Genomic DNA, 25,369 nt, shown 5'->3' with positions numbered 1-25,369 from the left:
TCCCCTTTCCTCTCTGTCTCTCTCTGCTGCCTAAAAGTCCTCCAGCACCTTGGACCTGTCGCCATGAATCCTGTCCAGATGCTCCTCTCCCCAGTAGCATAACAGGTCCAGCGCGGGCTTCAGCCCCCAGCCGTAGGCCGTCAGCTCATACTCCACTCTGGGCGGAATCTCCTGGTAGATGGTCCGCGAGATTATTTCATCGTTCTCCAGGCCTCTTAATTGGGCGGTCAGCACTTTCTGGGTGATGCCGGGGATGAGCCGCAGCAGCTCGGAGGTACGCTTGGGTCCGGTCATCAGATGGTAGATAATCAGCGGCTTCCACTTGCCGCCCATCACTTCCAGCGCCGCCTCTACTCCGACTCTATACTTCTTAGGAACGCTATCGTCACTCTGTTCAGTCATTGCTTCTGCCTCCATTATGTAGGGAACCTCAACGTTCCTATGGAACATACACCTTCCTATAGAACAGCAAAGTGCGTACTTCCAGATTATTTGATTCCTGTTTATAATAGCATCAGCCAAGGAACAAGGCTACAAACCTGCTAGTAAGAAAGGTAGTGAAGATACAATCATGAGCGTATTAATCGTCGTATCGCATCCGAGACAAGATTCCCTGACCTTCCAGGTGGCCCGCCGTTTCGCTGAGGGATTGAGCCGGGCCGGCCATGATTATGAGATATTGGATTTGCATGGGATAGGATTTGACCCTGTTCTACAAGGGCGGGAGGAACTCCATATGACTGCAGGTGAACAGGAATACCCCTATTCTCCTGAATTAGAGCGGGAAATGGAGCGGTTGCGGCAGCATGACGGCCTGGCCTTTGTTTTTCCGCTGTGGTGGTGGCATCTGCCAGCCATGCTGAAGGGGTATATCGACCGGGTGCTGAACAACAGGGTTGCCTACGGCACAAGTAATCTGCATGATTATCGTGCGCTGTGGCTGGCTCTGGCAGGCGTAACAAAGGAGCAGATGAAGAAACGTAATTATGATGAGGCCACCACGCGTCTGCTGAACGTAGGGATTGCCGATTATTGCGGAATCACAGACTCCAGAGTAGAATTCCTCTACGATACTGCGAGTTCCGCACCCGGACACCGTGAGGCGTTGCTGGAACAGGCCTATCAGGCGGGACTACATTATGGCAAGTGGGAAAACTGACAAATCGCAGGAATAAGGGAGATCACAGCATCACATCAAATTCACCCACATAAACTGCGTTGCCAGTCACTTCTATAGTGTTGCCGTTGTCTGACACGGACACCCTGACTCTGCCGTCCCTGCCGATCTCTTGGCCCTGCTCAATTAGCAGCTCGAAGGAGGGGTCTTGTCCTTGTCCGCCGATGTACCTGGAGTAATAAGCTCCCATCACCCCGGAGGCGGTGCCAGTAACCGGGTCTTCAATCGTACCGGAGAACGGAGAGGAGAAATGGCGGGCGTGCATATGGGCATCAGGATCATATGTCTCCAGGCAGAACGGGTGAATGGATGAGCGGGGCATCTCCTTCAGCACCTCGGGGAACAGCTTGTTGTCCGGCTGCATCCGGTTGAAGGCGGACAGGCTTTTGACGGGGACGATTAAGGTCCATGTGCCTGTACTGCCGTACATTACGGGCAGCATCTCATCCAGATCGCCGGGTTCGAGGCCGATCGAGCGGGCCAGGTCTTCAAGCGATCCGTTAAAGGGTTGAAACTGCGGACTGGCCTGTCTCATCGTCATATAGAGGCTGTCGTGATCTTCTGTGAAACGGACCGGGAGAATCCCTGCCTTAGTCTCGATGTTCAACTCACTGGCGTCTCCCAGCAGCCCCTTCGTCTTCAGGGCATACAACAACGCCATGGTCCCGTGGCCGCAGAGATTGATCTCATGCCCCGGGGTAAAATAGCGGATTCTGAGATCCGCCTGGGTGGATTTTAACGGAAACGCCGTCTCATTGAAGCCCACCTTCGCTGTAATCTCCTGCATTTGCTCCTCCGAGAGTGCTCCGCCGTCCAGGACAACCCCTGCCGGGTTCCCTTTGTTTGGAATGCTGCTGAACGCATCGTAATGATAGACTTTGATGTTCTGCACACCTGCACCGCCTGTCTTTTTTGAGTAATATGATAGCATAAATGAATACAATGTGAATTTAAGATATTTAGGCATTATGATATGTTCGGTTTTTCGATTACATTTGGATCACACGCCTCCGCCACGCCCAATGTAGTCGGTTTTTCGATTACATTGGGACCACGCGCCTCCGCCACGCCCAATGTAGTCGGTTTTTCGATTACATTTGGACCACATGCCTCCCTCACGCCCAATGTAGTCGGTTTTTCGATTACATTTGGACCACGCGCCCCCGTCACGCCCAATGTAGTCGGTTTTTCGATTACATTTGGACCACATGCCTCCCTCACGCCCAATATGGTCGGTTTTCCGCGTTCAGACAAAAAACAGCAACGGACCTCCCTCTAAAAAGAAAGGTATCCGTTGCTGCAATCATAAAGAATATACAATTTGTCTACTCTGCTGTCTATTCAGCCATCTATTCAGCCATCTATTCAGCCATCTATTCAGCCGTATCCCGCTTCCCCAGCCAAGCCAGCTCCGCCATCGCCCGCAGCGGTCCGCGCAGGCCTGACGCTACTTCCGCTTCGCTCTGCGCTTCCGGCTTATCGCTCCAGATGGAGAAGGTGCTGCCGATGAGTTCACGCGGATAGGCTCCGGTGTATTCCTGCTTAGCTTCCCCGGTACGGTTCGGGAACAGGCCGGGATGCCAGGAGGCGCGGATTTTCTCGCCAGTCGGATACGTGTAGCCTGCATGTTCACCCAGCACATAATACAAGTAGCCATCATTGTAGTTGATTACCTGATGCCCCTTGGCGAGAATGTCTTCCACCGGGGCCATCATCGGGTGCCACTTCGTCCAATACGTGATCTGGATGGACGGCTTGGGCGCGACCCGCTGAATCTGATCCGCACGATAGAGGCCATCATTCCAGGCACGGACGGTCCAGCCCTTCGACTCCAGATGTTCAGCAACCTCGTTAAGGTAATCGATATAAGTATCCACGCCCGTGCCTCCGCTGATGTCCAGCACATTCCGGGCATACTCCGCAAGCTGCGGGTACTTATCGAACTCCGCGAAGTTAATGAATTCATCCCCGCCGATATGAAAATAGCGGCTGCCGGCAAATAACTCCGCGTATTCGTCAATCAGGTCCAGCACGAACCGGCGGGCTGCCGGATTCGTAATATCCAGCGCCCCCGGAGCCGGAGTTCCCGCTGCATCCTTAAGCAGCCACTCGGGATGAGTGCGGAGCGCCTGTCCCAGATGCCCCGGTGAATCCAGTAATGGGATAATATCCACATGATATCTCTGTGCCGTAAGGATAATCGCCTTCATTTCCTGCTTGGTTAAATAGTGATCTGACACTACCTCGGGATGGCTCTCACTCATCAAGCGGAAGCCTTCATTCTCGGAGAAATGCAGCTGCAGCGTATTCAGCCGCAGCCGGGACATCTCTCTAATCCGCTCCAGGAGCCAGTCTTGGCTGTAGAATTTGCGGCCAATGTCGATATGCAGCGCCCGCTCTCGAATGACAGGGTAATCGGTGATGGTGCCGCAAGGCACGGAGCCGTCATCTGCCAGCCGCTGCAGCAATGTCCACAGACCATACATCACGGCCCGTTCACTTGCGGCGGTGATCTTCGCATAAGTCCCGATGTCAATGACGTAAGCTTCCTGGCTGTCCAGGTCTCCCGCTGCTTCATGATCCGTCAGCTCAATGACGATATCGCCTGAAGCGGGAGGCTCCGCGCCCCCGTGAACAAGAGTCATGATGTAGTCAGCGGGGGTCAAAATGCCCGAGAATTGGCCCAGAACCATAAAGACTGTTTCGTTCAGAACACTGTTATTATCCGATCTCGCATTGTCCACAATTCGCGCTTTGAACCCGGCAGACAAGCGCCATTGTCCCCCGGCTACCGCCGCAATCTGCTGCTGTACACCGGTAAGCGGGCCGTTATTGGAGGTTTGCCGATCTAATGGTTCATCCATATCCATCCCCATACTTTTCTCACCTCTTCCTTCTTCGCCTGGATCAGCTCAGCCGGATACCAACCGTTGTAATCTCATGTCCGCCAAGCGGAAGCTTCAGCGAAGCGGCTCCTTCTAGCTGAAGCTCTTCCCCTTCTGTTTCCAGTACATTTGAAGCATAGATGGCGGCAGCAGGAAGCGCTGGTTCCAGCTCCAGTATACAGGACTCGCCCGTCATGTTGAACCAGCGGAGCAGCACATCGCCGCGTTCCTTGTTCAGCTTCATAGAAGAGAACGCAGCGGTCGCGCCGCTCCAGCGGACGGCCGAATACACGGCAGGAATCATTCCCGTGTGAACCTCTGCCTGCGCACAGGTCCAAGGAATCTGGAACTGGTATGCTGCAGCAGCGGCACCGGAGGTTACGGCATCCCCGCTATGCGGCAGGAGCAGCAGGTCTGCGGTCTGTTCGCCCAGGCACTGGGCTTCCGGTGTAGGGAACCAGCCCCAGTCGCCCATCTCGCCGACACTGCGGAGCAGCGTAACGGCAATCGTATTGCGGCCATCGCGTAGAATCTCGTATTCGTGTAATCCGAGGTTAGCGACCGTCAAGCCTGCGTTCTCCCCGGCAACATCCACGAAGCACTGCTGATGCTGCGCATTACTCGGGTTCTGCCATTCCGGTGCCGGCTCGTTCGGACGCTCCGCCAGCTCGAACATCGAATCTACGCGGTGCGAGGCTGCAGCCAGATCCGCAGGGAACAGCATCCGCAGACGGTGGTCTTTAGCCGTATTATCGATGAAGCTCTTCACTTCCAGACCTTTGCCGCTACGTTCTAGTCTTAAGACAGTCCGCAGCTTCAAGGTTACCGTGGCGGCAGCGCGCTGCGCCAGCCGCTCCGGGTAATAGACCAGCGCCCGCTGCTCTTCTTCCAGCAGGGCATCGGCCGAGGCCGGAATCTCCCATTCATGGGTGATTTCGATGGAAGCCCGGTATGGCGTATCTTCAATAACAGCGATATCCGCGTTAAGGCCGAGAGTCGTCATCGGCACTTCACCCGCAGGCTGTCTGTACATATATTCGTTCCCGATGTCACCTGTGTTCTCATAGACACCAAGGTCACGGTAGATCTTGCCGCTCGGCTTATGCTCCAGTGTGAAGGAGCCGTCAGCCATAACCTCTACCCGAAGCGTATCGTTCTCCAGCACGTGCGCGCCTTGAACCAGCGAAGCTGGGACGGAAGCCATAGCTTCCAGGTTCGCCGCCGGAGCGCTTCCGGCAACATCAGCGGCGTTCGCTCCAAGCGGACGAACCCAGGCATAGGTGCGCAGCCCCAGGGCAGGCACATCCGCTGCCTCGAAGGTCAGCCGCACCTTGCGGCAGCTATACGGCTGGCGGAAACGGTCATCCGGCAAGTCATAGCCGAAGGACAGGCCGAGATCCTCCACCGTACAAGGAACCGGCTGGCCTTGTTCATCGACCAAGACCCGTCCGGCCAGGTCCACGGCTTTCATCAACCGGGCATTCTCTTCAAGCGGCAGGCCATCGCGCAGATACTGGCGGGCCGCATCCAGCTCTACGGTCACCGTGCCGGTGCGGCTCCAGCCGCTGATATTGGTTACCACGAGCGGAAGGGCCTCTTCGCCGTAAGCGGCGAAGCCGGAGGTATCGACCGCTGCGGTGATCGCCTGCATACTATCCGCTACAATGCCCTCGGCCATGTGATAGCTCTTGTCGAAGCGGGTAACCATCTCACGGTGCACCTCATCCACGCTGCAGCCGCAGATGGAATCATGCGGATGGTTCTGCAGCAGCGTCTTCCACGCATAATCCAGCAGATGCTGCGGATACTCTCCGCCGTGCAGCTTCGCGATCACGGCCAGCGGCTCGGCGACCTTCTCCAGCATCGCCTGACCCCGTTGGTTCAGTTGCTTCAGGTATACCCGGGCTGACGCTGTATTAACCAGCGTTCCCCAGCCGTCGGTGCGCTGGCTGCGCAGCTCGCCCTTCACGGTGGACAGGCTGCGGCCAGCCAGTGAAGCTTCCACTGCCCGGATATAGTCCGGGAAGTTGGAATGAACGAAGTTGACCTCCGGGTGCAGCTTCTCCGCCGTGCGGATCGCCTCCGGCAGGTCGGTCTGCAGCGGCTGGTGATCGCAGCCGTTCATGAACAGCAGCTGGTCGGTCGCTGCATACTGCCGGGCATCGCCCAGCTTGCGCTCCCAGAAGCGGCGGGCCTCCTCTAATTCCACCGGAACCTCATTCCCGTTAGAATACCAGTTGGCGAACAGGATGCCCAGCACCTGCGAGCCGTCCGGCCCCTCCCACACCAGCTCCGAGAACGAGGATTCATAGCCGTCATCCGAGACCATATTGTTGAAGCCTGTCGGCTTCACCCCGCGCCCGAAGAAGGCGTTAGTGATGCCGGCCTGCTGCATAAGCTGCGGAATCTGTCCGGTCAGGCCGAAGGTGTCCGGGAAATAGCCGATTTTGGACACTTCCCCATAGACTGCCGCATCCTGATGACCCAGCTGTAGGTTACGCACATTGGCTTCCGGGCTGGTGAGATAAGCATCCTGCAGAATATACCAAGGCCCGATGTAAATCCGGCCCTCCCGGATATGCCGTATCAGGCGTTCCCGGTTCTCCGGGCGGACCTGCAGATAATCCTCGATGATAATCGTCTGGCCGTCGAAGAAAAAGCTGCGGAAGTCCAGGTTCTGCTCCAGCGTGTCCAGCAAAGTGTCCACCAGTTGAATCAGCCGGATGTGATGGCGCTCATAAGGCAGATACCATTCCCGGTCCCAGTGCGTATGCGAGATAATATGTGCCGTCTGTTTTGTGGTCATAATCGGTTACCCCTCAATCTCCAGCGGATATTCCTCCATATAGCTGATCAGCTCATCCACGGTCGTGAAGGCCAGTCCTGTCACCGTATCCGCACAACCGTAGTAGATAGCAATTCGTCCGGTAGCCGCATCAGTCAATGCCGCGCAAGGGAAGGTTACATTCGGCACATCGCCTACACATTCATACAGCTCTTCCGGGCCGAGAATATAGTTGCGCGAACGGGCTTTCACCTTCCAAGGCTGATCCAGATCCAGCAGCGCGACACCCATGCGGTAGACGAATCCGTTACAGGTGTTGATAACGCCATGATAGATCAGCAGCCAGCCCTTGTCAGTTTCAATCGGAATCGGACCCGGGCCAATTTTCTTGGACTGCCACGCGGAAGCATCACCGTCAACCGTACCCATCACATAGCGGTGCTTGCCCCAGAAGGTCAGATCAGGACTCTCACTGTAAAAAATATCGCCAAACGGCGTATGCCCCGTATCACTCGGACGGCTGAGCATCGCATAATTGCCGCCAATCTTACGCGGAAGCAGCACACCATTGCGGTTATACGGCAGGAAGGCATTTTCCAGCTGGTGGAAGGATTTGAAATCGAATGTATATGCCAAGCCGATTGTCGGCCCGTGATACCCGTTGCACCAGGATACATAATAACGGTCATCAATCTTGCAGACACGCGGATCATAGCGGTACTCGCGCTTGGTGATCTCTTCATCGCCCTCGAAGACGATAGGCTCATGGTTGATCTTCCAGTTCACGCCGTCTTCACTGAAGCCCGCGAAGATGTCCATGCTGACCGACCGCGAATCACAGCGGAACACACCAGCGAACCCGCCCTCAAACGGGATAACTGCCGAGTTGAATACACTGTTAGAGTTCGGAATGGCGTTGCGCGGAATGATCGGGTTGGCAGAATATCTCCATACCGGGGAATTCGTGCCCTCAGGCTTCTCCTGCCAAGGGATGTTCGGTAGTGCTTCTCCAATAATTGTGCTCATGATCAGGTCTCCTTTATCTGTAAAAAAGTATGTTTGTCTTAGAGAATGTCTTCCTTCAGCGCCCGCAGGATCAGCTGGGAGAACAAGCTGTTCGACCAGGCGAACCATTTGCGCGTAAACACAGCCGGATCGTCGGCATGGAAGCCTTCATGCATATAGCCGGTATCGGCGTCAGTTGCTTCCAGCATGGCGATCACTGCCAGCCGCTCTTCCTTGCTGTCTGCCGTGATGCCCTGCATCGACAGCGCCATATGCCAGATGTAGCCCGGAGGGGTATGCGGACTGCCAATTCCCTTGGCGGCCTTGCCCTCGAAGTAGAACGGATTCTCGCTGCTCAGCGCGAACCGTCTCGTATTCTGATAGACAGGATCGTCATTGTTCAGATAGCCCAGGTACGGAATGGACATCAGGCCCGGCGTTCCGGCGTCGTCCATCAGGCTGTAATTGCCATACCCGTCTGTCTCGTAGGCGTAGATCGGTCCGAATTCCGGGTGGCGGTAGGTGCCGTACAGCTTGATGCCGTGATCAACCTCCTGCTCCAGTTCCTTCAGTTCGGCCAGGAAATCCAGGTCCCGGAACACCCACTCGGCGAAATCCTGCATCTGCCGCAGCGCCACCACGGCGAACATGTTCCCCGGAATGTTGTAGTGGAAATCGCAGGCATCGTCGCTGGAGCGGAAGCCGGACCAGATCATGCCGGTGTAATTGACAGGCATCCCCAAGCCGCCGTTACGGATGGAATCCTCTATAATCCCGTTGTTCCGGGTGAAGCGGTACGGGGACTGCTCGGCATGATGCTGCTCGCGCTTGAACAGGTCGGTGATGACGCGGAGCATTTTTTTGAAATCGGCGGTGAAGAAATCGGTCTGCTTCGTCTCTTCCCAGTAAGCATGGGCCAGCCGGATCACGAAGCACAGCGAGTCGATCTCGAATTTGCGCTCCCACACCCAGGGCGACATCTCCGTCACATCGGCGGCATTCCAGTGCCAGTCATTGGCCGATTCATTGAACGCGTTGGCGTAAGGATCGATCAGCACATACTCTGTATGGCGCTTGATCAGCCCGCCGATAATCCGCTGGAGGTCAGCATCTTCTGCGGCAAAAGGCACATAATGAATGACCTGCTCCACTGAATCGCGCAGCCAGCAGGCCGGGATGTCCCCCGTAATCACAAAGGTGGTTCCGTCATCAAGCAGCTTGGTAGTCGTCTCCAGTGTATTCGGGAAGCAGTTGCGGAACAGCCGCTGGAGCTTGGGCCGGTGAGCCAGCTTCGCTTCGGCGTCGGCCAGCACGGCCTGAATGGATGACGGCAGCGTAAGCTCCGGCATCTCGATGCGGGGAAGTCTGAATTGTTCCAAGATAGTAGTCTCCTTATCGCTAATCTATAATTTTAGAAGCTGAATTTAAAATCGAACTTAAAGCTCACTCGTCACTGCGGTGAATGTTTGGACTTCCAGCAGCTGCCCATCCCCAGATTTCTTGATGAGAGCGGGAGTTGCGATAGGTTTAATTGCAAATTGTACAACTAAAGCATCTGATTTATAGCCGACAAACCGTTTAGTTGCATTTCATACATTTAAAAATCGATAAGCTGTTAATTCTCACCCTTTTGGGCATTTTTAGTTGTACAGACTACACTTATACAATAAAAGAATGCATTTCCGCTGTTTTTAATTGTACGTTCTGCAACTATCCGAGTACCTTACACTCAGCCCCTCATGTGCTTCTATTCAGCATGAATAATCTTAATCGTCTTAATCTCGAACGGATGGAAGTCTAGCGTCAGCATGCCGTCTTCATCCGGCAGCAGCTCGGTCTCTTCCTCCAGCGCATTAGACAGGTAGATCGCCGAGTGCGGCAACGGCCAGCTGATCCGCACGGTCTCGCGTCCACCGGCTGATTCATACAGCCGCAGGATGCTGCCGCGTCCATCTTCCGCCAGCTTGACGGTATCCAGCACTACCTGCTTCCCTTCGTAGGGAAGGAAGGAGCCAGTGGACGGATGCTGTCCCGCACTCGCCTCGCAGGCTACAGCATACGAAGCATGATTCAGCTCGGCGGCCTTGCGCTGAGTATGCGCCGTACGCCAGTCTCCGGTATGCGGGTAGAGCGAATAAGTGAATTCATGCTCTCCCTGATCCGCCGAATGATCCGGCCAGCGCGGGGCGCGCAGCAGGGACAGACGGATGGTGCTGCCCTGCGTGTCATAGCCGTATTTGCAGTCGTTCAGCAGGCTGACGCCGTAATCATGCTCTGACACATCGGCATAACGGTGCCCGCAGACCTCATACTGCGCCTGCTCCCAGCTGGTGTTGCGGTGCGTGGTCCGCTCCAATGCGCCGAACGGAATCTCATACGTGGCCTTGCTGGTCACTACATCAATCGGGAAGCCAACCTTCAGCAGCTTGTGTGCTTCGTGCCACTGGACCTTCGTCTTGAAGTCGATCCGCTTGTCGGCATGGTACAGGATCAGCTCCTGCTGTATTTCCGATTGTCCGAGACTCCAGCGGAAGCTCAGCACATCACAGACAGGTCCTGAGGACAGCAGCCGCTTCTCCAGCAGAACCGCTGCTCCGGCAGGCTGCTCCTCATACCGGCTGTCAATATCCCAGGCATCCCATAGAATCGGCCGGTCATGGAAGAAATGCAGCCGGTTCAAGGCTTCACCAGACTTCACAATCTCACGCCCGGCTTCCTTGTCATACAGGCTGATGATTTCGCCCAGCTCATTGAACTGAAGCCGGTAATAACCGGTCTCCCAGCGATCTTCGAATGTAGCGGAGTTCGCCGCAGAGATTGAGTTGTTGCCTGCATCCGATGTATCCGCCCCCTGCTGCTCCGCTTCCCGCAGCCACACGGTTGCATAACCGAATGCCGGAACCTCCGGCACCCGGACGCGCAGAACTGTCCGCTTTCCTGCTGTAGTCAGCTCTGCCGGAAGCCGTGTTCCGTTCCCGTCATAGACGGCGACAGCGGCAGGCTCCACTTCAGAGGCAACCGCAAGCTCGGCCACCATGTCCCGGGTCCAGCCCAGTCCGTTCAGAATGACATATGGCTGTCCTTCGCCATGGGTATCAATATCCGATACAGCAGCTTCCATAACGGACTTCAGGGTGCTCTCTCCAAGGACGAAGATGTTCTTGTATTCCTTGTCCGAAGTCTCATAGACCTCGGGAATCGACGAGCCGGGGATTATATCATGGAACTGGTTCAGCAGAATCAGCTTCCAGCCTTCATGCAGGGCCTGACCTACCTCTTCCCGCCGCTGCGGCGTCAGCCGGTGTCCGGCCAGAGTCTGCCACAGCTCCGCTTCCCGGTACAGAATCTCGGCCTTGCGGTTATTGCGCTTGTTGCGCGCATGAGTTGTATAAGTTCCCCGGTGCAGCTCGAGGTATAGATCGCCCTGCCAGACCGGCAGCTCAGGTGCAGCCTGCTCGATGCCGGCGAAGAAATCCGCCGCCGTGCTGTAGCCGGAGGCAGGCTGACCCACCATCAGCTCCGAGCGCGACAGGTATTCAAGCATCTCCCGCGTCACGCCCCCGCCGCCGTCGCCGTGTCCGTAGAGCAGCATTTGCTCGCTGTGAACGGCTTTTTGGCGGTAGGACTGCCAGTGCTCATGGATATCCTTCGGCAGCGTACTCTCATTCACGCCATGGTTCATATAGGATAATAGCGCTGTCCCGTCGATTCCGACCCAGTGGAACAGATCATACGGGAACAGGTTCGTGTCATTCCATCCAAGCTTCGTTGTCATAAAGTAACGGACCTTGCCGTGCTTCAGGATCTGCGGCAGAGAGGCGCAATAGCCGAAGGTGTCCGGCAGCCATTCAATCTCGGACTGCTGTCCGAACTCCTCCTGGTAAAAGCGCTGCCCGTACAGCATCTGCCGCATCAGGGATTCCCCGCTCGGAATATTCAGATCCGGCTCGACCCACATGCCGCCGACCAGCTCCCAGCGGCCTTCCTGAATCCGCGCCTTCACCTTCGCGTACAGCTCAGGATCATTGTCCTTCAGATAAGCGAACAGCTGCGGCTGGCTCTGGGCATAGCGGTATTCCGGGTACTCCTCCATCAGGGCATGTACCGTCGAGAAGGTCCGGCTGGTCTTGCGTACCGTCTCGCGGGTCGGCCATAACCAGGCAATATCAATATGCGACTGCCCGATCATATGAATGAAGCCCTCGCTGTTGCCGCCGATGGCCTGCACCTTCGCGGCCAGCTCCTGCTCAATCTTCTCTATCTCCTTGCCAGCCTGCGAAACGTCAGGCCTCAAATTCACATATGCATCCATCGCCTGATGCAGCGCCTCCAGCACACGGACGAGCCGGAAGTCCTGCTCCGGCAGCAGCAGCATGGAATCCCGGATGACGGTCACCGTATACATCAGCGACTGCACCGGCAGGTTCGCTCTGACCAGCGCGGCGGTGATCGACCGGACCGGCGGCTGAATGACCGCCTGCTTGTTCAGGGGATCATCCGGCTCAGGGATCGGATCATAGAGCTCAATCTCAAGCTCCGGGTGTCTGCCGCCCGTCTCCGGGTTCAGGGAAGCATAGGTATGATTGCGGTCCAGTCCCTGCCGCGAGGCTCCGTTCACTCGCAGCAGGCCTTCGCCGCCGGAGTGGAAGATCAGTCCGGTATCCCTATCGGTCCAGTCCGCCGGGATATCCAGAGTAGTGCGGAAGTAATAGGTGGTGCCTTGCACACTCGGAAACAATCCGAACGATTCACTGCCAGAATAAGGCTGTGCTTCGTCATAGTGGCCCGGCTGTCGGTAGATGGTGGAGAAGACCTTCCAGTCGTCAAGCACCCGGTATTCCAGCCACTGCTGCTGTGAGCACTCCCGAATGAACCGGTTAATCCGTTCGATGTTGATCTGCTCCATCTCTAATCCTCCATGACCGTAAGATCTATATTCAGCGTGTCGTTCACATTCCTGCCGACCCCGATGCGGAAGCTTCCCGGCTCGACTACTGGTACATACTCCGGCCCGATGTAGCTCAGATGCTCTGCACTCAGCGTGAAGGTCACCGTCTGCTTCTCGCCCGGCTCCAGTGCGATCTTGCGGAAGCCCTTGAGTTCCTTGGCCGGTCTCGTTACCTTACTGACCAGATCGGAAATATATAATTGCACGACCTCCGCACCGCTGCGGGAGCCTGTATTCTCTACTTCCACTGTAACCTCAGCTGTCCCATCTGCTGTGATTACTGCCGGCTCGACCTGGAGTCCGCTATAGCTGAATTCGGTGTAGCTGAGTCCGAAGCCGAACGGATAACGCGGCTGCGAATTCCCTTCCAGATAGCGTACTCCCCGGGAACGTTTGCCTAAGTAATATACTGGCAGCTGTCCTACATCCTCAGGGAGGGAGAGAGTCAGCCTGCCGGACGGATTGACATCACCGAACAGAATGTCGGCAATGGCGTGGCCGCCTTCCTGCCCCGGATACCAGGCTTCCAGAATGGCATCCGCCTGCTCATCGATCCACGGCTCGGCAATGGGACGGCCGTTGATATATACGACGACTACCGGCTTGCCGAGCGCCTTCTGCTCCTTCATCAGCTCCAGCTGAACACCGGACAGATGCAGCGACATCCGGTCGATGCCTTCGCCGCAGTCCATATCGCTAAGTGCATTCTCTGTCACCTTGGAGGCTCCAGTCCGCAGATCGATGCTGCCTTCGCCGAAGTCACGGGCACTTGACCCGCCCAGGGCAAGCACAATGATATCCGCTTCGGCTGCTACCTTACGCGCAAGCTCGAAGCCCTCGGTGGAGCTGTCTTTGATCCGGCAGCCCGGCGCATAAGCTACACGCTCCGGCTGCGCGGCAAGCTTGGCCCGTATCCCGGCCAGCACCGTTGTCACCCGGTCACGCGGCTGCGGCGAGGTGTAATCGCCGAGCTGATTGTAGCCGATGTCTGCGTTCGGCCCGATCACCGCAATCTTACTCTTGTCCTTAGCCAGCGGAAGAATGCCGTTATTCTTCAGCAGCACAATTCCCTCTGCCGCAACACTCCGCGCCAGCTCTGCATGCTCTGCACTGCCGATTACCTGCTCTGCTGCATCGGGATCGGCATATGGTTGCTCAAACAGGCCCAGCCGGAACTTCAGCTCCAGCACCCGTGCCGCTGCCTGATCCACCAGCTTCTCCTCCAGCCGACCGGAACGCAGCGCCTCCAGCAGATATCCGCCGAACATCACGCCGGACATCTCCATATCAATCCCGGCGGTGAGTGCCTGTACGGCTGCATCCTCCCCGCTGTCCGCTGTATCATGGCCCGAGGCCAGCATATCGATCGCGCCGCAATCGGTAATGACCATGCCCTGGAAGCCCCATTCGCCGCGCAGAATCTCTTCCAGCAGCTCCCTGTTCGTGGTACAAGGCACGCCGTCAATCTCGTTATAGGCCGGCATGATGGAGACCGCACCGGCTTCCACCGCTTTGCGGAACGGGTACATATCGACTTCCAGCAGCTCCCGCTTGCCGATATGCGCCGGCCCGGCATTGCGGCCGCCCTCCGAGCTGCCATAGGCTACGAAGTGCTTGAGGGTTGCCCCCACACTGGACGCGCTGTCAAGCCGGTCGCCCTGTAGTCCTTCCACAGACGCTACGGCATATTCGCCGATGAGATACGGATCTTCCCCGAAGCATTCCTCGGTCCGGCCCCAGCGCGGATCACGCACCACATCCAGCACAGGGGAATACGTCACGGCTCCGCCTTGAGCACGGGTCTCCCGCGCGACTGCCCGGGACATCTCCCGGTAGAGGTCTACATTCCAGGTACTGCCGATCAGCAGCGGAACCGGAAATACCGTGGCCCCGATGGCCATATGCCCGTGCGAGCATTCCTCGCCAATCAGCAGCGGAATGCCCAGCCTGGAATGCTCCAGCGCATAACGCTGAATCGCATTGACGGCCTCCGCTCCAGCCCGCGCATCCAGCCCGCTCTCCAGCGTAACCCCTGTCCAGGGATCGGCACGCAGGGTTCCGTATAATGCGCCGACACCGCCTTCGCGGATCTGGCGCTTGAAGTCTTCTGTCAATTCAATGGTTCCATCTGTATGATTATAGGTCTGCCATCCGAACAGCTGCACCAGCTGGCCGACCTTCTCTTCCGGCGTCATCAGCCCAAGCAGATGCTTCGTCCGCTCCTTGACGGGCTGTGTACGGTCTCTATATAACATCCTGGCTCCACCCTCTCTCCCTTTGTTCTCTATTCTTTTATTCCGGGTTAGCCGTGACTCCAGAGAATGTTTGGCCTTCCGGTCGCTGTTGTCCCCAGATTTCTTGATTTAACCCGCTGTTCGCGGTGGAAATCCGGTGACAAAGGCGAACGCTATCGCTCCTACAGTGCCAAAATTCCCCTCCGCCACTTTTCCCTGCTTTTTTTTCAAAGTTCAATCTAAACAGCCCCTACTCCTTAACCGCTCCAACCGTAAGACCCTGAATGAAGTAACGCTGGAAGAACGGATACGCGAAGATAATCGGTCCGGTCGCCAGTACCACCATCGCCATACGCGAGGTATCCTGAGGCATGTTGCGGAGGGCCTCCAGGCTTAATGAACTGTTCTGTGAGTTCTGCAGAATGAACTGCATGCTTGTCTCAATCCGCATCAGCATGGACTGCAGCGGCACCAGATTCGGATTGTCAATATAGAGCAGCGCGTTGAACCAGTCATTCCAGTACCCCAAGGTGCTGAACAGACCGATCGTAGCAAGACCCGGTAGGGACAGCGGCAGCACGATTCCCAGGAAGGTGCGGAACTCTCCGGCGCCGTCGATTTTGGCCGACTCGATCAGAGCATCCGGTACGCTGGTGATGTAGAAGGTACGCAGAATCATAATGTAAAAAGCATTCACCGCCAGCGGCAGCACCAGCGCCCAAATGCTGTCCTTCAGGCCCAGCATCTGTGTCACGACAATATAGGTCGGAACCAGCCCGCCGTTAAACAGCATGGTGAAGAAGGAAAAAAACGCGAAGAAATTGCGGTATTTGAAGCTTTTACGTGAAATGGCATAGGCATAAAGTGAAATAATCAGCAGGCTGACAATTGTACCAATGACCGTTACCGCAATGGTCACTCCGTAAGAACGGAGCAGCGTGTCCCCTGAGCTAAATACATATTTGTAGGCTTCCAGACTCCATTTGGCCGGAATTAACCGGTAGCCGTCCCGCGCAAGCGCCCCTTCGTCCGTGAACGAGATAAGGACAACGAACAGGAACGGGAAGATACACAGGATGGCAAAGCCTCCGGCGATACAGTTGAAGATGGTATTGAGCACCGGCGACAGGCGATGGAAATCGCGCGATTTCGCAGCATTAGCAGACATTTGGATGACCTCACTTTCCTTCATTTTCCCTAGAATAATGCACTGTCCTTATCGAATTTGCGCACGATGTAATTAGAGGTAAGAACCAGCACGAACCCGACCACTGATTGATACAAGCCCGCAGCCGTACTCATTCCGATCTCGCCGGTAGTCTTAAGTCCACGGTATACATAAGTATCGATTACGTTGGTCACACTGTAGAGCGTCCCAGAATCTCTCGGCACCTGATAGAACAGCCCGAAGTCGGCATAGAAAATCTTCCCGATCGCAAGCAGCGTCATAATGATAATAATCGGCTTCAGCATCGGCAGCGTGATGCTGCGGATCTGCTGGAGCTTGCTGGCTCCGTCGATCATCGCGGCTTCGTACAGGGACTTGTCTATGCCCATAATTGCGGCGAGATAGACCACGCTGTTATAGCCGACGGCCTTCCATAGAAAGACGAATATAATAATGAACGGCCAGTATTTCGATTCCGAGTACCAGGAGATATTGCTGCCGAACATGGCATTAAGCAGCCCCCGCTCCGAGCTCAGGAAGCTGAACGCGAAGTATCCTACAACGACCCAGGACAGAAAGTACGGCAGGAACATGCCTGTCTGATAGAACTTGGCTAGTTTTTTATTGGCAATCTCGGACAGCACCACCGCCATCAGCACGGACAGAATCAGGCCCAGGCCAATGAAGGCTATATTATATAAAAGGGTATTGCGTGTGATCAGATAGGCATCATTGGTGCTGAACAGAAACTTGAAATTATCCCAGCCGACCCACTTGCTGTTGATGATGCTGGCCCAGAAGCCATCCCGGCTGAAGCGGTACTCCTTAAACGCAATAACCGTACCCACCATCGGCAGGTAAGAGAAGAATAAAAACCACAGTGTGCCCGGCAGAACCATAAACAGCAGCACTTTGTTTCTCAATATATCCTTGGCGGACTTTCCTATTTTCCCCATACTTCTAGTTCCTCCTATGCCGGAAAATTCTTCTTCCGTTGATACAAAAAGATCGGGCAAAGTCTAATCACCCGCCCGATCCTCTAATAGAATGCTACTTATTATTCGCTGCTTTCCAGGCGTCGATCTGCGTTTGAGCTTCAGCAATAATTTTATCCAGACCGGCAGCTTTCAGCTTCTCGTTAGCCTTGGTCAGGTACTCTTCCGAATCTACAGATCCGGTCATCAGCGGTGCCCAGAATTCTTCCTTCACGTTCTGAACAGCGGCGATTTCATTCGTCACCTTGGACGTATCGAAGTTGAAGCCGAGCAGCGGTGCGTTGATACCGGCATCATTGAACTTCTTGAATTCTTCCCATTTGTTCTCAGGGTCGCCTTCATTCAGATAGTTGATCATGATGTTACCCAGGGAGAATGTCGGCATGTCGTAGTTCTTCGCATCCGGCAGGTTCTTGATCATGTTGTCGCTGATTTTCTCGTAATGTACACCCTCGATCCCGGAGTCAATCATGTTGCGCAGCTTAGGATCTGTGTTCAGCAGGTTCAGGAATTCCATCGCTTTCTCAGGGTACTCGGAGTTAGCCGAGATCGCCTGCATGGAGCCCATTACGGACCAGTTGTAGATATAAGGCTGGCTGGCTGGTGTCGATACCACCGGATACCCGTAGCTTGCGGACCACAGATTGTCGGCCATCGGCTGGGTGGATGCACGGTCAGTGAACCATTTGCCGGCTTTGTACAAATCATCTACCGATGAGGTAGTCGCTACTTCAGGGGAGATGTAACCCGCCTGATAGAATTTGCGGACGGTCTTGAGCGCTTCCTTGATCTCAGGCGTTTCCAGGATGTTAACTACTTTGTAGTCCTTGGTGTCCATATAGACAGCCATCGGCATCTTCTCGATCACATAGTCAAAAGGCATAATCGGCATGAAGTCCTTGACCATCGCGTAAGGAGTGACTCCAGGCTCGTTTTCCTTGATCGTTTTGAGCAGCGGCTCCAGATCCGCCATCGTCTTCACGCTGGTGATATCCAGCTTGTGTTTGTCGAGCAGCTCCTTGTTGAAGCGGAAGACCTCTTGGGCCGGAAGCTCTTTGTTGGCCGGAATCGCATAGTTGTGGCCGTCTACCTTGGAGCCTTCCAGGAAGGCCGGATCAATGGTATCCACAATGCCCTTGCCCTGATTCTTCAGCAGATCATCGAGCTGCAGGAAGGCGCCCTTACGTGCATTCTGCACATAATCGAAGGCCCAGGACGAGGTGAACAGGATATCCATCGGCTCACCGGAAGCAGCCATAACCTGCATTTTTTGCGTATAGTCCCCGAAGTCGAGCATTTTGATATCGAGTGTGGCGTTGATTTTCTCAAGTGTGTATTTATTGACTTCTGTGAGGACCTTGTCCATATCCTTCTGCGGCGGCCCGATCGTGTACCAGATCAGTTCCACTGGCTTTTCGGTAGTCTCCGAGGCTTTATTGCCGCCTGAAGCTGCTTCCCCGCCTGCATTGTTCTTACTGTTCCCCCCGCACGCCGTCAGCGCCAGTGAAACGGTTAAAAGCGTTGTCAACAACAAGGAGAAGTGTTTCTTTTTCTTACTCATTTGCCGTACCCCCTTTTAATTAGCTGTCCGGAAAATTCAGGCCTGCCGGGCATTTCCGGCTGCTGGTTTCCTTGGGCTATACCTTAACTTTATAAGATGAAAGCAGTTTCAAATAGAAGAGAAACTATAGTTTTTCAGGTATGAAATAAAGAAAAATAACTCCGTACCTAACATATAATTTCTTTTCTTTTCAAAAAGAGCTGCCTTCAAAGCAGCCCCTTGAACTCTGTCGGGGAGATCCCGACATATTTCTTGAACTGCTTGTAGAAGTATCCCATTTCCCAGTATCCCACGGCTCTTGCAATTTCATGCACCTTCAGGTTCGTCGTGCGAAGCTGTTCCTTGGCCTTATCGATCCGGTAGCGGTTCATATATTCCGCAAAGGATTCGCCGGTCGTCTTGTGAAACAGCTGTCCCAGATACACCGGATGAATGTTGAACATGAAGCCCAGCTTCTTCAGCGACAGGTCCTCACTGTACGATTTCGCGATATAATTCAGCACCTGATTCACCACCGGGCTCTTCAGCTCCCGGTCCAGCATCCCGATGATGCCTGCCGAGGTCTGCCGGAGCGCAGCCGACAGTGCGGGCAGCGAATTCGCCCGGCGGATCGCCGTCAAGCCCTCGGCAATACACTCCCGCTCCGTTTCACTGCGGATATCCTTGATCAGCACCCGGAAGAACAGAATCCATTCCAGCGAGATCTCCTCCAGCATCGCTGGCGTTAACCCTTCCATTGCAGGAGACGAGAAATAGAGCTCCAGCTGCTCCGACAGCCCCGCCGCATTCTTGGACATAATGAGCTTGGCGTAATCGCTCCAGTCCTCCGGCAGAACCGCCCCCAGATCCTCCTTCCGGTCCCTCAGCTGCTCATAATAGATGATGCTGCGCTCCGGGTGAATCTCCAGGAACTCCTGTGCCTGCTTCGCCTGCTCGTAGCTTGCGGGAGCGGCGTCCACCCCATACACAGGCGGGCCTACGGCTGCGCGCAGCTTCTCACCGCCGGTGCATAAGCCGGTAATCTCCTCCAGCATGAATGCCATCTCCGCCGCTCCGGCGGAGGCTTCTTCATAGTTATGTATCAGCACCAGATCATTGTCCGAATCCCAGAACATGAAGAACGAAGCCTCTGCCTCTGCCAGATCGGATACCCTCTTCCTGAAGGTATCCGTTGCCGGCTCTACCTGTAGCAGGGCAACCTGCACATAACGGCTGGTGAGCGGCAGGCCGATCAGATTCAGCCGTTCGGAGCGCTCCTGCGGATCAATCTGCCCCCGCAGCCAGCGCAGCAGCACATTATCCTTCAGCACGGAATTCGTATATTCCCACCACTGCATATCCAGCCTGGAGACGTTCAGCTTCTCCACAATCGTCTCCAGCGTCTGCTGGAATTCCTCCAGATTAATCGGCTTCAGCAGATAATTCTCGATCCCGAGCGCCAAGCCTTCCTTCACATACATGAATTCATCGAAGCCGCTCAGCACCACCACCTTCAGATCCGGGCGGAATTCCCGGACAGCGCGGATCAGCTCAAGGCCGGTCATCACCGGCATGGAGATATCGGTAATCAGAATATCAGCGGGAATCTCCCGCAGCTGCTCCAGCGCTTCCTGCCCGTTCTCCGCCTGCCCCGCAATCGTGAGGCCCAGCTCCTCCCAGTCCAATATATCCTGCAGGCCGCTCAGAATGAACGGCTCATCATCCACAATAAACACCTTATACATCTGCGTTCTCCTCCTTCGGCGGGTATGGAAAAGTAATCGTAACCACTGTTCCGCTGCCCTCCTCACTCTCCAGCTCTAAGCCGTAAGGCTTGCCGTACATCAGTCTCAGCCGCTCATGTATGCTGCGCAGCCCGAACGACTCGGACCCGGACAATTCGCCGTGATCCTCCAGCACCCCGCGGAGCCGGGCCAGCCGCTCCTCCGCGATCCCTTTGCCGTTATCCGTAACCACCGCGCGGATACTCTCCGGCTCCGCTGTGATCACAATACGGATCACATTATCAGTCTGCCCTGTCCGCATGCCGTGCAGAACATAGTTCTCAATGACCGGCTGCAGCGACATTTTGAGTACAGGAAGCTCTTCCAGCTCTGGGCTGCATTCGATGGTATACGCGAACCTGTCCTTGTACCGGATACGGAATAATTCCAGATACAGACGACAGGCCTCCAGCTCATCCTTGAACGTATATTTCAGCTTCGGACGGACGTACGACTTGAACAGCATGGACAGGCTGTAGATCATCTCACCTACATCCTTCGCCCCGCTGGAAATCGCCCGCATCCTGATGACTTCCAATGTATTATACAGAAAATGCGGATTCACCCTGGCCTCCAGTGTAGCGATCTCCGTATGCTTCTGTTTGATTTCCGCCTTATAGACCTGGTCAATATACTGATTGAGTTCATCCAGCATGCTGTTGAAGCTTTTGGCAATCTGGCCTAATTCATCTTCCTTGCCGTCCACAATCCGGGTGTTCAGATCCCCGTTCTTGACTTTGCGGGTGAAGCGGATAATACGGTGGGTCCGTTTGGCAAAATTAGAAATGAACATCGCCGGCAGCAGCACGGCAAACAGAATACAGACGAGTGCGATGGACACAATGGTGCTCCGCGCACTGCTATAGGTCTCAGCCAGCTCCTTTTTGGAGATCAGACTGACTACTGTATACCCGGCCTGGCTCTGCGTCTGGCTTGTAACGACCATCCCCTCTATCGTAAACTCCTCGCCGGCGTTAATCCCTTGCAGCTTCGGCAGCTTCCGGCCATACCCCTTACCCGAGGAATCGAAGATGACTTCATTCTGGGCGGAGAGCACGAGGATGTCGCCTTTGAAATCCTGCTTATAGTTATTCATGGCCTGCCAGATCGCCTCGGAGTCGAAGTAGACCAGCAGCTGGCCGATATTAAGCAGGGAGGACTTATTGTTGATGGGTATTTTCACAGAGAACATTGGGGCTGTCGGCATCCCTATACTTTTCAGCACCCAAATATTCGGAACAGAGACAACACTCTCCTCACCCAGAACCATCGAATCGGGGACGAAGGAATGCGCCGCATTGGTCGAGATCCGCTCGAACTGCCTGCGGTTGTCGTAATAATACATCACCTGCTGGTTGGCGCTGTACAGGATCAGGCCGCGGATGTCGGGATCATCGTCAATCTTGTTCTGGAAATACTGGATGGCGTTCGAGGTAGACTGTTCCCCCAGCAGAAAGCGGTCCAGCCGGTGCTCGATATAATCGCTTAAGGGATTCTCCAGCAGGAAGGTCGTATTACTGGCCAGACTCGCGTCCCGGTATACATCACGGAGCATATCCTGAACGGATTGATATTTGTTCTCCACATAATTGCTGATGCTCTCCATACTCTTGCGCTGGATATCCATCTGGCGCTGCACTGCCGAATCCGAGATTAACAGCAGCACCAGGTAAGAGAAGGCGATAATGGTGGCTATGAAGATACAGGACACGATCAGCGTGAAGCGCAGGAACATATTGTCTTTAAAATACTTGCGGTACAGCGAAAGGCTTCGCATGATTCACCTCCTTACATAGTTGATAGCCTTGCAGGCACGGCTAGCCGGGATACACAAGAAGCGCTCCCCCCTGCTAAATGTGCCAGAGGGTGAGCGCTTTGTGTATGTTGTGCAGAATGGGCGGTACCTATTCCTACCCGCGCCTTACGGCGTTGGTTGGCCTTTGAGGTATACAGGCTGCGACTTGTTGCCGCTGTAATCCTCCATGACCACTGTAACTACTGCTGCGGTAGAAGTGAAGCTCAGCGCAGCCTTCGTCGTGCGGCCGCGAATAATCATCGGCTTCATGCCCGCAGCACCAGAGATATAGGTGACCGGGAATGACCGGTTCTGGCCGTCTTCATTAATGTACATATACCGCCAGTCCCGGGTGCTTGGCATCGGCAGGTTCAGCGTATTGCCGTTCCAGGACCAGTTCTCTGCATAAGGCTCGGACACCTTGTCGGTGAACGTTCCGTTATAGGTTATTTTATCGGTATTTCCGGCTTGAACGGTAACCGTATACTCGTCTCCGTTCACCGGCATATTCTGGAACAAGGCTGAGGTTGCCCCCTGCGGCACGGTCAATTCCTTCGATACCGGCTGCGGCGTGGTAGTCCAGTTCACCGACTTCACTGTAACCTTGACACTGCCCTGGGCTGCGGCGGGATTCGTCCACTTCACCAGGAAGTCTCCATTCGCAGCGGACTCGGCAGTCACATTGGATACCGCAGCATTCAGGTTGAAGGACAGCGTGGCCGGATCGCCCTCCAGCCCGTCTGCACCTACAGCCGCTACCTTCAGCACGCCGGATTTGGCCGGAAGCTTCTTGATATAGAAGGTCTCATCATACTTCCCGCCCACATAGATATCATTCACGTAGACATTATATTGCTTCACCTTGGAATAATCGGTGTCCATACTCCACTTCACGATCATCTCATCCGTGCCGGACAGGGCCTGGGCAATAGACAGACCGGCTGGAGCCGATGGTTTGACCGCTGAGCCGTCATGAATCCGCAGCTGGCCGATGTTCATCTGATAATTGGCTGCTTGTGTGGCTCCAGGGGTGAACACCAGACCGAAGGCAGCGATCTCCCGGCCGGCATAAGCACCAAGATTAAGCTCGGCTGTGGTCCAGCCCGTGGTATGCTTGCCGCTATTTGCAACAGGAACCTTCACCACTTGATTCGGGTTGTCGCGGAAGATGAGTCCTGCGCTCAGCACTGAGGTGTCGTTTGCCGACGGCTTGTTGTAAACGATGGACAGCTTGGAACCAGCTTTTACGGCAAGATTGCTCTTATAGAGACGCAGGAAGTTCTCGCTGTTCAGATTCCCGCTCACCGCCAGCGAGCTTCCGCCGTTGTAACCGCCAAGCTGCTGGTAATTCATACGCGAATTGGCGGTCTGGTCATAACCCGGACCATAATCGAAGTCCACGTTGAGGCGGTTGCCTGTAGTATCCTGCCACCATTGCCAGGTGACCGGAACATCCTGAAGGCTCATGTTCGACCACTCCGCCCCGCTGGATACCGATCCGTTCTTGTAATAAGCAAGGCCGTGGCCTGTATTAAAGCTGGTATAGAAGTTGGCATCCTTCACTACCGAGCGCTCGGCAATGACCGAAGCGATCCCAGGCCAGTAGCGGTTATCGGCATATACATCGGCTACCGTATTATTGGAAGACACCGCTGTATTCTTTGGATTCACCTGCGGTCCTGACCACCATAGCTGCTCGCGCAGGTTCGTCATCCATTGGTATTTGTTATCCGTACGGTTCGAGACCGGCCAGGACTGATTCATATCTTCGTCCAGGCCAGCATGGACAAAGTCCGCGCCCAGCGTTGCCAGGCTGGTTCGTGGAATCCCCCCGGACAGCTTGCTGCTCAGCGCTGAGCCCTGCACGCTCTTGAAGCGGTCGCGCCCGGCTTCAAGTCCCGCGAAGCCGGTCTCAAAAAGATTGTAGCTCGTTCCCTGAGCTGCATTGAAGGTATTCAAGTAATTCGCCGCTGAGGTAATCTGCGAGCTGCCCATGCCATAATCGAAGAAATACGAATTCGAGACCTGTTTCTGGGCCGTTTTATCATAGAGCATAGAGATATTGTTGTTATTAAAGGTTCTGGCGAAGACGTTGGCTCCCGTGGCAGTATTCAGAGAATCATACCATTGAACATACAGCCCGCCTTCCTGTAGCGCTTTCATGAAAGCAATATAATCCGGAATATCCGCTGTCGCCACATTCGGGTTCTGCTCCTCCTGATTCAGGAAGTACCCGTCATACCCGAAGTATTCGGCCATTTCAATCATTTTCTCAGCTACCGGGAACTTCCCGTTCGCATCCTTCACAATCATCTGCTTATACGTCTGCTGTCCCCGGTCATTGTTCGAGAAGAACACCCCGGCCAGTGACATTACCCCATTCTTATGTGCGGCATCGGTATATGCCGGATTCGGAATATTCAGCATGCCGAACTCGAACCATTTCTGCTGCCAGTCGGACTGGGCCAGATCGTCGTAATATTCCGGCGGTGTATACGCTGTCGCTGTTCCGTGCCAGTAGGAATAATAGTCAATATACTGCCAGAAGTTGAAGTGGTACTGGGCGAACTTGTTGGTGTACGGGGCATTCTCGATAAAAGCATTACCATAATCGCCCGCAACATTCATCATCTGCACCGCCGGATTCAGCGCCGGATTGGCCTGAGTCTGCTGGAAAGGTGCAATCCGCTGCTGCAACGGCACCCTGGAGCGCAGTAGCGCTGCGTCCTGATCTCTCTGCGGACTCCAGTCCGCTATGTGCTGGCTGGTATAGCCATGTACGCTGGGCTGATTCGCACCGTGTGCGCTTTCACCTTTGAACGGCCAGGTGTCTCCGGCCATGGCTGTCTGCGGCAGCAGGGTAACCAGCAGCGCTGTACCTAATACCGCTGAAGTCAGCTTACAAATTCTGTGTGTCCGGGATGTAGCTACCATTGTTCACTCTCCTCATTCTTCAGTTTGATGAGAACGCATTCATAATAACTGGCTGAATCTTCCTTCTGGATGATAGTGATCAAGGTTACTATATAGCAGCTCATGCGGGGACTAATAGA

16 protein-coding genes are annotated in these 25,369 nt (G+C 55.0%); 1 reads left to right on the top strand and 15 read right to left on the bottom strand.

Annotated elements, in window-relative coordinates; all coding sequences use genetic code 11:
- Window positions 1-30: 30 nt before the first annotated feature.
- Window positions 31-402, bottom strand: a complete 372-nt coding sequence (locus NSS64_RS06350; RefSeq protein WP_340939230.1) for a winged helix-turn-helix transcriptional regulator — start codon at window positions 400-402, stop codon at window positions 31-33.
- Window positions 403-571: 169 nt separating this feature from the next.
- Between NSS64_RS06350 and NSS64_RS06345 the strand changes: the two genes are divergently transcribed.
- Window positions 572-1,159, top strand: coding sequence for an NAD(P)H oxidoreductase (locus NSS64_RS06345; protein ID WP_341139593.1), 588 nt, complete (start codon window positions 572-574; stop codon window positions 1,157-1,159).
- 22 nt (window positions 1,160-1,181) lie between these two features.
- Here the strand turns inward: NSS64_RS06345 and NSS64_RS06340 are convergent, their stop codons facing one another.
- The 14 genes from NSS64_RS06340 to NSS64_RS06275 form a co-directional block, all read right to left on the bottom strand.
- Window positions 1,182-2,069, bottom strand: a complete 888-nt coding sequence (locus NSS64_RS06340; RefSeq protein ID WP_341139592.1) for a PhzF family phenazine biosynthesis protein — start codon at window positions 2,067-2,069, stop codon at window positions 1,182-1,184.
- A 74-nt stretch (window positions 2,070-2,143) separates the two neighbouring features.
- Window positions 2,144-2,431, bottom strand: a complete 288-nt coding sequence (locus NSS64_RS06335; RefSeq protein ID WP_341139591.1) for a hypothetical protein — start codon at window positions 2,429-2,431, stop codon at window positions 2,144-2,146.
- Between the two features lie 119 nt (window positions 2,432-2,550).
- The gene (locus NSS64_RS06330) at window positions 2,551-4,041 is read right to left on the bottom strand and encodes a beta-N-acetylhexosaminidase (RefSeq protein ID WP_341139590.1); all 1,491 of its coding nucleotides are present in this window, start codon (window positions 4,039-4,041) and stop codon (window positions 2,551-2,553) included.
- 43 nt (window positions 4,042-4,084) lie between these two features.
- Entirely contained in the window at window positions 4,085-6,868 is a 2,784-nt protein-coding gene (locus tag NSS64_RS06325; protein ID WP_341139589.1) for an alpha-mannosidase, read from the bottom strand.
- Window positions 6,869-6,874: 6 nt separating this feature from the next.
- Complete coding sequence (locus NSS64_RS06320) at window positions 6,875-7,873, bottom strand: glycoside hydrolase family 130 protein (RefSeq protein WP_341139588.1); 999 nt, start codon at window positions 7,871-7,873, stop codon at window positions 6,875-6,877.
- A gap of 38 nt (window positions 7,874-7,911) precedes the next feature.
- On the bottom strand, window positions 7,912-9,231 hold the full coding sequence (locus NSS64_RS06315; RefSeq protein WP_341139587.1) for a glycoside hydrolase family 125 protein: 1,320 nt from the start codon (window positions 9,229-9,231) through the stop codon (window positions 7,912-7,914).
- A 368-nt stretch (window positions 9,232-9,599) separates the two neighbouring features.
- Entirely contained in the window at window positions 9,600-12,743 is a 3,144-nt protein-coding gene (locus NSS64_RS06310; RefSeq protein ID WP_341142772.1) for an alpha-mannosidase, read from the bottom strand.
- A gap of 17 nt (window positions 12,744-12,760) precedes the next feature.
- On the bottom strand, window positions 12,761-15,055 hold the full coding sequence (locus tag NSS64_RS06305) for a glycoside hydrolase family 3 N-terminal domain-containing protein (RefSeq protein ID WP_341139586.1): 2,295 nt from the start codon (window positions 15,053-15,055) through the stop codon (window positions 12,761-12,763).
- A gap of 229 nt (window positions 15,056-15,284) precedes the next feature.
- Complete coding sequence (locus tag NSS64_RS06300; protein WP_209984878.1) at window positions 15,285-16,202, bottom strand: carbohydrate ABC transporter permease; 918 nt, start codon at window positions 16,200-16,202, stop codon at window positions 15,285-15,287.
- 29 nt (window positions 16,203-16,231) lie between these two features.
- Complete coding sequence (locus NSS64_RS06295; RefSeq protein WP_076084393.1) at window positions 16,232-17,158, bottom strand: ABC transporter permease; 927 nt, start codon at window positions 17,156-17,158, stop codon at window positions 16,232-16,234.
- 94 nt (window positions 17,159-17,252) lie between these two features.
- Window positions 17,253-18,758, bottom strand: a complete 1,506-nt coding sequence (locus tag NSS64_RS06290) for an ABC transporter substrate-binding protein (RefSeq protein WP_340939211.1) — start codon at window positions 18,756-18,758, stop codon at window positions 17,253-17,255.
- Window positions 18,759-18,964: 206 nt separating this feature from the next.
- Entirely contained in the window at window positions 18,965-20,482 is a 1,518-nt protein-coding gene (locus tag NSS64_RS06285) for a response regulator transcription factor (protein WP_341139585.1), read from the bottom strand.
- A complete protein-coding gene (locus NSS64_RS06280) occupies window positions 20,475-22,298 on the bottom strand; it encodes a cache domain-containing sensor histidine kinase (RefSeq protein ID WP_341139584.1) in 1,824 nt (607 codons plus the stop codon). Before NSS64_RS06280 ends, NSS64_RS06285 begins: the two co-directional genes overlap by 8 nt.
- Before the next feature lie 144 nt (window positions 22,299-22,442).
- Window positions 22,443-25,250: an endo-beta-N-acetylglucosaminidase gene (locus NSS64_RS06275; RefSeq protein WP_341139583.1), complete on the bottom strand. Its 2,808-nt coding sequence runs from the start codon at window positions 25,248-25,250 to the stop codon at window positions 22,443-22,445.
- Between the last annotated feature and the right edge of the window lie 119 nt (window positions 25,251-25,369).

The sequence above is a fragment of the Paenibacillus sp. FSL H8-0122 genome, assembly GCF_038005345.1.
Taxonomy (GTDB): Bacteria; Bacillota; Bacilli; order Paenibacillales; family Paenibacillaceae; genus Paenibacillus_AQ.
Note: the sequence above shows the minus strand (reverse complement) of the source record. Positions and strands in the feature narration are given on the sequence as shown.

Coding starts and splice junctions, on each gene's coding strand:
- NSS64_RS06295 (WP_076084393.1), bottom strand. CDS start 17,158: ATGGGGAAAATAGGAAAGTCCGCCAAGGATATATTGAGAAACAAAGTG.
- NSS64_RS06290 (WP_340939211.1), bottom strand. CDS start 18,758: ATGAGTAAGAAAAAGAAACACTTCTCCTTGTTGTTGACAACGCTTTTA.
- NSS64_RS06330 (WP_341139590.1), bottom strand. CDS start 4,041: ATGGATGAACCATTAGATCGGCAAACCTCCAATAACGGCCCGCTTACC.
- NSS64_RS06280 (WP_341139584.1), bottom strand. CDS start 22,298: ATGCGAAGCCTTTCGCTGTACCGCAAGTATTTTAAAGACAATATGTTC.
- NSS64_RS06350 (WP_340939230.1), bottom strand. CDS start 402: ATGACTGAACAGAGTGACGATAGCGTTCCTAAGAAGTATAGAGTCGGA.
- NSS64_RS06275 (WP_341139583.1), bottom strand. CDS start 25,250: ATGGTAGCTACATCCCGGACACACAGAATTTGTAAGCTGACTTCAGCG.
- NSS64_RS06300 (WP_209984878.1), bottom strand. CDS start 16,202: ATGTCTGCTAATGCTGCGAAATCGCGCGATTTCCATCGCCTGTCGCCG.
- NSS64_RS06325 (WP_341139589.1), bottom strand. CDS start 6,868: ATGACCACAAAACAGACGGCACATATTATCTCGCATACGCACTGGGAC.
- NSS64_RS06345 (WP_341139593.1), top strand. CDS start 572: ATGAGCGTATTAATCGTCGTATCGCATCCGAGACAAGATTCCCTGACC.
- NSS64_RS06305 (WP_341139586.1), bottom strand. CDS start 15,055: ATGTTATATAGAGACCGTACACAGCCCGTCAAGGAGCGGACGAAGCAT.
- NSS64_RS06285 (WP_341139585.1), bottom strand. CDS start 20,482: ATGTATAAGGTGTTTATTGTGGATGATGAGCCGTTCATTCTGAGCGGC.
- NSS64_RS06320 (WP_341139588.1), bottom strand. CDS start 7,873: ATGAGCACAATTATTGGAGAAGCACTACCGAACATCCCTTGGCAGGAG.